Origin of the sequence: Erythrobacter dokdonensis DSW-74 (assembly GCF_001677335.1) — a bacterium.
GTDB classification, from domain to species: Bacteria; Pseudomonadota; Alphaproteobacteria; order Sphingomonadales; family Sphingomonadaceae; genus Erythrobacter; species Erythrobacter dokdonensis.
The window spans coordinates 46564-53245 of sequence record NZ_LZYB01000007.1 but is presented as its reverse complement, the minus strand read 5'-3'; the positions used below and the strand labels follow the sequence as shown (position 1 = coordinate 53245).

3 protein-coding genes are annotated in these 6682 nt (G+C 59.7%); all 3 read left to right on the top strand.

The features are described from left to right. Positions 1–4500 (top strand): beta strand repeat-containing protein (locus tag I603_RS12420; protein WP_157090874.1); only part of this gene is annotated, 4500 nt, incomplete at its 5' end. Between the two features lie 28 nt (positions 4501–4528). Continuing rightward, positions 4529–5251: an OmpA family protein gene (locus I603_RS12415; protein WP_068865551.1), complete on the top strand. Its 723-nt coding sequence runs from the start codon at positions 4529–4531 to the stop codon at positions 5249–5251. Between the two features lie 16 nt (positions 5252–5267). Beyond that, on the top strand, positions 5268–6665 hold the full coding sequence (locus tag I603_RS12410) for a TolC family protein (protein ID WP_232305379.1): 1398 nt from the start codon (positions 5268–5270) through the stop codon (positions 6663–6665). The last annotated feature ends 17 nt before the right edge of the window (positions 6666–6682 follow it).

Here is a 6682-nt window from a genome sequence, read left to right as displayed (position 1 = left end):
GCACAGGACCGCGACGGATCCGATGCCACCGCCAGCCTCGATGTGCGCATCATCGATGATGTGCCAACCGCCAATGCCGACGCCGACAGCGTCACCGAGGATGGACCGCTGGTCGCCGACGGCAATGTCCTGACCGGCACCGGCGGCAGCGACGCCAACACCACCGACGGGGTCGCCGACCTGCGCGGCGCAGACGGCGCAAGCGTCACCGCCGTCGCCTTCGGCGCCACCACCGGAACCGTCGGCACCGCGCTCGCGGGGCTCTATGGCACGCTCACGCTCAATGCCGACGGCAGCTACAGCTACGTGCTCGACAACAACAACCCGCTGGTCCAGGGCCTCGCCGCCGGCGAGACCCTCACCGAGGTGTTCACCTACACCATCACCGATGGCGACGGCGACACCGCAACCACCACCCTGACCATCACCATCAACGGCGCCGATGACGGCGTCGTCATCAACGGCCTGGATGTCAACGGCGGCGAAGTCGTGGTCGACGAGGATGACCTCGCCGACGGCTCATCGCCCGATGCCGCCGCGCTCACCCGCACCGGCACATTCACCATCGAGACCCCCGACGGCCTCGACACCGTCACCATCGCCGGGGTCACGATCTTCGCAAACGGCGCCTTCATCCCCGGCCAGACCATCGACACACCCGCGGGCCTGCTGACCATCACCGGCTTCACACCCGTCACCGATGCCAATGGCACCGTCATCGGCGCCACCATCAGCTACGCCTATCTCCTCCAGGACCCCATCGACCACACCGCAAGCGGCGAGGACAGCGCATTCGAGAGCTTCGAGGTCATCGTCACCGACACCGACGGATCCGATGCCACCGCCAGCCTCGATGTGCGCATCATCGATGATGTGCCGAGTGCTGTTTCCGGAGCGGTTCTGACTCTGGACGAGACCGCAGGTGTAACAGCAGGTGTCAATCTCCTAGCCAATGATACGCTAGGAGCAGACGGGGCTGTCTTGAGCCAGATCTCGATCGATGGTGGCACGACGTGGTTTGATATTGCCAGCGTGGGCACCACGACTGTCACCGGCCTGCAAGGCACCTATACTTTCAGTGCCAATGGAGACTGGACATTCGACCCTCTGTCAAACCCCAGTGGAGACGACCAGACGGCCGACTTCCTTTACCGGATAACCGATGGCGACGGCGACCAGTCACAAGCACTTCAGCAAATTGCTGTCGCGAACACGGACGTTCCAATTTTCATTGTCGGTTCAGCGGAAGACGATGAGCCTGGAGAAGGAACGGATCACGCAGTTCCAAACCCCGCCGGGCCTTTGGATGGCCCAATTCAAGGGGGAAATCTGGACGATATACTCGTCGGTGACCCTGGCGCCGTTACCATTACTCCCGGACAAGACGCGAATATCGTGCTTGTGCTCGACAGTTCCGGGAGCATGGGTAACACCATCACATTCAACGGCAGCTCCACGACGCGGTTGGCAGCGCTGAAGATCGGTGTGAAGGACCTGATTGACAGTCTGGCTGCATCAGGCGCCGAAAATATCAGAGTCACAGTGATCGATTTCGATACCTTCGGACAAAACCTGGGTACCTTTGACCTGATCGTGAACGGAGTGGTGCAGGCCGATTCAGTCCAAGATGCAAAGACTGCCGTGGATTCGATGGGTCTTGGTGGTGGCACCAATTTCGAAGACGGTCTGTTGACCGCCTTGGAATGGATCAATGGCGGCAACGGGATCGCGAACGCTGACGTCAACGATGTTGTCTTCGTATCCGATGGCAACCCAACCTACTGGATCAACAGCAGCGGAAATCTTGGCGGCACAGGTAGCGAGACGACCGACAACATCAATCTGGCGATGGCCCAGATTCTGGGTTCGGACGGTACAAACGAGCCCCAGCAAATTCTTGCGCAAGGATATTCGATCGAGGCAATCGGGATCAATGTAACTTCGGCATTGCTAGCGAGGCTTAGCGATGTCGAAGACGGCATCGCCAATGGCGGCACCGGAAGCGCTACCAACGTCACGACGGGCGAGCAATTGGCAGCGGTGCTTCAGGTTCGGGGCGGTTCGACAGACTTGGCGGCAGCCGCCAATGATACGATCAATGGCGGTGCTGGCAATGACATCATCTTCGGCGATGTACTCTTTACGGATCAATTGGCGGCGCAACTCGGTGTCAACCTCGCGCCCGGGTCTGGCTTCGCGGTTTTCCAGACACTTGAAAATCGGACGAACAACGAAAGCCTTGATCCAGCAGGCAACGGTGGAGATTGGACACGGGCTGACACGCTTGCATATATTCAGGCGAACCACCCGACCCTGGCAATCGAAAGCGGTCGAAGCGGCGGCAACGACACGATTGATGGTGGCGAAGGTAATGACATCATCTATGGTCAGGAAGGCAATGATATCATCAGTGGTGGTGATGGTATTGATCTGATCGTGGGTGGCACCGGAGCAGATACACTCACAGGCGGCGCGGGTGCCGATACGTTCAGGATCAGCTCGGCCGAAAGTTCAGTGCTGGTAGGCGGAACGGGGAATTCCGGCACTATCACTGGTTACGACCGGATCACCGACTTCGAACTGGGGCTTGATACGCTGGACTTGGTGGGCACCCCGGTGCTGGCCAACTTCAGTTCGACCAACGATTCCACTCTGACCATAAACGGTCAGACCGTGAAATCTCATTCAATCTCGAATGGGATAATTACTTTCGATGATGCGAACACCTTTGCCACGGCCCTGACCATCACCACCGATGCAGATGTGGCTGCTGTCGTGCAGTATTTGCAAAGAAATGACATCGGAAGCGCTGGTGCGACGGTTGCCTTTAATGCTGGAGGCCGGACCTTCATCTATCAGCAAGTCGGAGCAACCCCTGACGCTGCAAATGACATCCTTGTCGAACTACAAAACACACAAATCACTAATCTTTCGACGCTTATCGGCAACCGGATCACTCCTATCGTCCTTGATATGGATGGAGATGGGGCCGAATTCCTCGGTCTGTCTGCAGGTACCTCTTTCGATTACGGATCCGGTGCCATGCTTACGGCCTGGGCTGCTCCTGACGATGGCATTCTTGCGATCGACCTTAACGGTGACGGTGCTGTCAACAATGGTTCAGAAATCATCTTCGGCACGAACGGCCAGACTGATCTCGAAGGCCTAGCCGCCAATTATGACTCCAACAAAGATGGCGTGCTCGACGAACGCGATAATGCTTTCAGCCAGTTCGGCGTCTGGCAAGACCGCAACAGCAATGGCGTTACCGATGAAGGCGAATTCACCACTTTGAGTGATCTCGGCATCACGGCGATAAACCTCACAAGCGATGGCCAACGGTATGCGACTGCGAATGGCGACGTAACGGTATTCGGTACGGGTAGCTTCTTGATCAATGGCACTCTTGCTGACTTGGCGGATGCTGGTTTTGTGGTCTCTGCTACTAACGCTGCACCGGACGTTAATGCCGAGGACACTAGCGCAATCGGCTTCATGATGTTCCCCTTCCCAGGCAATCGCGCACCGCGGCACGAGAGTGTCAATTCCACACTCGAACAACGCCTTGCACCGAATGCGATCACCCAGGCGGCACTGGCTGGGATACTTGTCGGCGTACCCCTGTCAGCTGCGGCTCAAGGCAACTTCAACCAGTCCGCAAGCTCCAGCACCCCGGCCGATGCAACCGGCAATATCGTCGCCGGCAACATGGCCTTCGCTGATGACTCGAGCGTCGAAGGTTCGCGCACAGGCATGCTGGAAGACGACAATGTCGCACCGAAAGCCGAGCTGGATCTCGGCGGGCGCACTGCTGCTTCGGATGGTCTGGACGAGGCAACCGTCAACCCGCTCGACGATACCGCGGACGAACAGGAAGCCGTGCCGTCACAAGACTGGGCCGTCGACGAGACGCCTCTTCCGGGCGCGCTGGTCTTTGATGGTCCTGATGCGACAGACGCCGGGATGATGAAAGCCCTGTTGCTGCTGGGAAGCGAAGAAACCCCTCTGCCGGGCAGCGCGGCAATTGGGCCGGAAGCTTCCGCCGAAGAGAACGAGCCCGAGCATCCCGCAGCGGACGAGGCAAGTGTCCAACCCGTGGACGCGAAGCTTGGTGACGGCGAACCCGCCGAAACGACGGAACCCGGATCTGGAACCGATGTTCCGGCAACGGATCCGGCCCCGTCTGCGGCGGACACGATGGATGCCCTGCTGCTGATCGTGCCGGAAGACAAGGCCATGCCCACGCAAGTCGATCTGCTCGGCAATGACCTGTCGGAGCAAACCGTGGCGGATGCCCTCGCCGGAGGGATCATCGACAAGGTCATCGACGAGTTTGCCGGAACTTCAGGCAATGCCGACATTGCTTCAGGCGCGGCAAGTTCCGACCAACTTATTGATCTGCTGGCGTTCGACCTTTCCGGTGGATTGCCGACATCGGCCACGGCGTTTGAACCGCCAGCGGTCGACGAGGCAGCGCAAGCTGCACTGGTGCATGGTTGAGGGACAGGAACAAGGGGAGGATGTTCATATGAGACTTGCGAGACTGGCGCTCACATCTGGAATTGCCTGCAGCGTCCTGTTCGGAGCTGCCGCCAGCGCACAAACGACCGATGCGTCGGGACTTGAGGCGCTGGGTGATGATGCACTCGTGGATGAACTTGCGCGGCGCTATGATGATGCGCTGGCCGCATCGCTGGACAATAATGTGACTGCAGCGAATGACAGCAGGCATCTCTGGGCGCTCGAGGCCAAGGTCCAGTGCGCGATTGCACTGGGGTACATGAAGTCCTCGACCCGCGACGCGCCGAGCATCAGGAAATGCGCACGCGCGCATGACCTGATGCGCCGGCAAGCACCGCCACCCGTGGTGCAGGTCGCACCGCCACCTCCGCCGCCACGCCGGCCGGATTTCTGCTCTGACTCGGGCCTTGTGACTGTATTCTTCGAGTTCGATTCTACCGAGATCCAGCCTGATGCCATGACCATCCTGGATACGGTGGCACAGCAAACCGGTGTCTGCGGCTGGAAGGCTCTCGCAGTGGTCGGACATACCGATCAGGCAGGGAGTGACCAGTACAACATGGGCCTGTCCGAGGCACGGGCCCAGGTCGTGGCCGCGGCGTTGCGGGCCAAGGTACCCGCCGCCACGCAGATCAGCGTCGATGCCAAGGGTGAATCAAATCCGCGCGTGCCGCTGGCGGACGGGACACGCAGTCCGGAGAACCGCCGTGTCGAAATTACCGTGAAGTAACTGGGGGAGGCTGAAGATGAATACCACAGGCAAAATGGTCATCGCCTTCGCACTGGCGACGTGTTCGTCCATGGTGATGGCGCAGAACGAGGCCGGACCAGTATCGATGCGGGAAGCGATCGAGACTGCAATCGCCTCCAATCCCGAGATCGCTCAGGCGCAAATGAACACTGAAGCCATCCAGTTCGAGCGGGAACAGGCACAATCGCTATATTTCCCGACGATTGATGTCGAAGCGTCGGCGGGGGTGCGCCGACTGGAGAATGCGACACGCCGGGCGCTCGGAATTGCCAATAACTGGCTCAACCCGCTGGAAGCTCAGGTCAGGGGTGACTGGACACTTTTCGATTTCGGCAGGCGTCGCGGCGAATTGCTGCGGCAGGCGGCACGGGTTGATGGCGCGTCCCTGCGAGTGCTCGAGCGGTCGGAATTCATCGCACTGCAGGTGGCTCGCCAGTACCTGAACATTCTGCTGCAGGAACGAATTGTCGCGGCAGCAACCGATAATGTGCTGTTTCACGAGCAAATGACCGCCAGCTTGTCGGAAGGGGTGTCCCAGGGGTCGATCAGCATCGCCGATTTGCAGCAGGCTGAGGAACGTCTGCAGGCCGCGATCGTCCTGAAGTCCGAAGCTGAAGAGGATCTGACCAACGCCAAGACCTCGCTTCAGCGACTGACGGGCCTTGATATAACGCGGGCCAACCTGCCGCCCGCGCTCGCCCAGAACCTTCCTGCATCCGAGGAAATGGCGATCGGTCAGGCCCGCACGGCCAACCCGCTGGTCCGCGAGGCGCAGGCAGATGTTGACGCAGCCAACGCGCTGGTCATGTCGGCAAAAGGCGAACTGGCTCCGAGGATCGGGGTCGATGTGACAGGCCGGATCGGCGAAGACATCGACGGCTTCCGCGGGGAAACCAATGATGTGCAGGGCCGTGTCTACATCCGTTGGCAGTTGTTCGATGGAGGGCGCCGCGCTGCACAGGTTCAGGAGATGACCCGCAGAGCAAGCGAGGCTCGGTTTCGCCTGCATGACCGTGTGCGCGAAGCGGAAGAGGATGTGCGCAATGCCTGGACGGCGATGACCACCCAGAAATCGGTATTCTCCGCGCTCGAGCGGCAGTCGCAAGTAAGCGACGATCTGCTCCTTTCGTACCGCAGCCAGTTCAATATCGGACGCAGGTCGCTGCTCGATGTCCTTGATGCGCAGAACACCCGCTTCAATACCCAGGTTCGCCGGGAAACAGCGCGGTTCTCCGAGTTGTTTGCCCAATATCAAGTATTGGCGGCAACCAACAATTTCCTGAACGCGCTTAATGTTGCGCCGGGGACGGGGTCTGGCACCGCGGAACGCGAGCGTTTTGATTACGGTCCCTCTGTTCCGGCGGAATTGCAGAGACGTCGCTACCCGGAATAGTGGCAGGCGTTCCGGAG